The following is a 2,540-nucleotide window of genomic DNA, read 5'->3' on the forward strand; positions in this document are numbered from 1 at the left end:
TGCAAAAAACGGGCATAGTATACCACCTTCGGCGGGTCAAAGTGAGCCACCCGCGGCGGACCAAAGTGAGCATAGTGGGGCGGATGAACGTGAGCCACTAAAAAGATCGATTCTATTTGAGTGTTGCGATGGTTTCTTTTGTAAAAAAGACCATGGCGAACAAACAGATAGATATGCGAAAGGCAAAAAGGATTTACAAATTGTACGGCGAGGGGGCCAGCAAGCGACGGATCAGCAAGGAACTTGGCATCTCCCGCAACACGGTGGCCAAGTACATCGAGTTCTTCAAGTGCTACAGGCTGACGCCCTACGAGGTCTCGGAGATGACCCTGGAGGAGATCCACAGGCTCTTCAAGGCGGACCAAAAGCCCAAGAGCGAACAGCTGAGGACCTTAGAGCGGTACTTCCCTTATTTTGACAAGGAACTCCGCAAAACGGGGGTCACGCGCCAGTTGCTCTGGGAAGAGTATTATGCGAAGCACCCAGACGGGTTCAAGCTCTCCCAGTTCAGGTACTGGTACCGTGAATGGACAAAGGAGACATCGCCAGTGATGCACTTCACCCATAAGGCGGGCGACAAGCTCTTCATCGATTTTACGGGCAAAAAGCTCCATATAACGGACAAATATACGGGAGAGATCCAGGAACTCGAGGTATACCTGTGCGTACTGGGCAGCAGCCATTACACCTACGTGGAGGCCTGTCGGAGCCAGAAACTGGAGGACTTCATGCGATGTACCGAGAACGCACTGTGGTTCTATGGCGGGGTCCCCCGTGCCCTGGTGACCGACAACCTGAAGTCGGCAGTCACCAAGAGCAGCAGTTACGAGCCGAAGGTCAACGAGGCCTTTGCCGATTTTGCGGAGCATTACGATACCGCCGTGCTGCCGACAAGGGCCTACAGGCCAAGGGACAAGGCCATCGTGGAGAACGCGGTGCGCATTGTCTATACCAGGGTGTTCGCCCCTTTGCGCAACAGCACCTTCCACAGTGTGGGCGAGATCAACAGGGCCATCCTGGAACTGCTAAGGGCCCATAACAATATTTCCTTCAGGGGAAGGGAATACTCCAGGTGTTCCCTCTTCCGGGAAGTGGAGGTGCCGGAGCTCGGTCCCCTTCCCTTGAAACGATATGAGATAAGATCTTATGCAAAGGGAACGGTCCACAAGAACAGCCATATCTACCTTGGCAGGGACAAGCACTACTACAGTGTTCCCTACAGGCACATCGGCAAACAGGTGAAGATCGTCTACACGGACAGCTTCGTGGAGATATACCACAGGCACGAACGTTTGGCCGTCCATGAAAGAAAGAGGCAACGCTACGGCTATACCACCGCAGCGGAACATATGCCCTCCCACCACAGGTTCGTCAGCGAATGGAGCAGCGAGAAGTTCATCTCCTGGGCCGCGCACATCGGCGAGAACTGCAAGGGGTACATCATCGGGATACTCGACAAGAAACAACATCCGGAACAATCCTATAAATCCTGCATGGGCATACTGCACCTGGCCAAGAAGGTCGGCAACCAACGGCTGGACAATGCCTGCAGGCGGGCATCGGACTATGGGGCCTATAATTACAGCATGGTGGAGCGGATACTGAAAAAAGGGTGGGACACCCTGGAGGACGACCCGGAGGATACCTCCGAGGTCCCGGACCACGATAACATCAGGGGAGGAAACTATTATAAATGACAAACATTAAAACAGACAACATGAACACAAAGACATTGGAACAGATGAAACAGCTCAGGCTCCACGGGATGCTCAGGGCCTTTGACACCAGCCTCTCGCCCGAGAGCATGGACTATACCAACGATGAACTGGTGGCCTATCTGGTACAGTCCGAATGGGACGATAGGCACAACCGCAAGATCGAGCGCCTGACAAAGGCCGCAAGGTTCAGGTACGGTGCCGTTATGGAGGCCATCGATTACGGCCCTGGAAGGAACATCGACAGGAACAGGATACAGCGCTACGCCTCCTGTGGATTTATACGCAAGGGTGAAAATATGCTCATTACCGGGAGCACCGGGGTCGGCAAGAGCTATCTGGCCTCCGCCATCGGGCACCAGGCCTGCTCAATGGGGCACAGGACCATGTACTTCAACACGGCCAAACTCTTTACCTTGCTCAAAACCTCAAAGGCGGACGGGTCCTATCTAAAATTCATTGGAAAACTTGAAAAACAGGACCTGCTCATACTGGATGACTTTGGCCTAAAACCATTGGACAACATCAACAGGCACTCTTTGATGGAGATCATAGAGGACAGGCACGGCAAAAGGTCCACCATTATAGCCTCACAACTGCCCGTGGAGGCATGGCACGATGTCATCGGTGAAAAAACGATCGCCGACGCCATCCTTGACCGGCTGGTGCACTCGGCTCACAGGGTGGACATAAAAGGGGAATCAATGAGAAAAAAAATTAAAAATAAACGTTAACTTCAGCACCAAAATGAGTCGATCTCGTGCACTTGATTTGCACTGCTCACTTTCATCCGCCGCAGGTGGTATACATTGACCGCCCTATCCA

Annotated in this window: 2 protein-coding genes; both read left to right on the plus strand. The window is 53.0% G+C overall.

The window, feature by feature from the left end; translation table 11 throughout:
* The first annotated feature begins 152 nt into the window (after positions 1 to 152).
* Positions 153 to 1,697, plus strand: a complete 1,545-nt coding sequence (gene istA, locus GTK07_RS19115; protein WP_163636634.1) for an IS21 family transposase — start codon at positions 153 to 155, stop codon at positions 1,695 to 1,697.
* Positions 1,698 to 1,717: 20 nt separating this feature from the next.
* Positions 1,718 to 2,449, plus strand: a complete 732-nt coding sequence (istB, locus tag GTK07_RS19120) for an IS21-like element helper ATPase IstB (RefSeq protein ID WP_127136804.1) — start codon at positions 1,718 to 1,720, stop codon at positions 2,447 to 2,449.
* The last annotated feature ends 91 nt before the right edge of the window (positions 2,450 to 2,540 follow it).

The sequence above is a fragment of the Flagellimonas sediminis genome, from assembly GCF_010500845.1.
Taxonomy (GTDB): domain Bacteria; phylum Bacteroidota; class Bacteroidia; order Flavobacteriales; family Flavobacteriaceae; genus Flagellimonas; species Flagellimonas sediminis.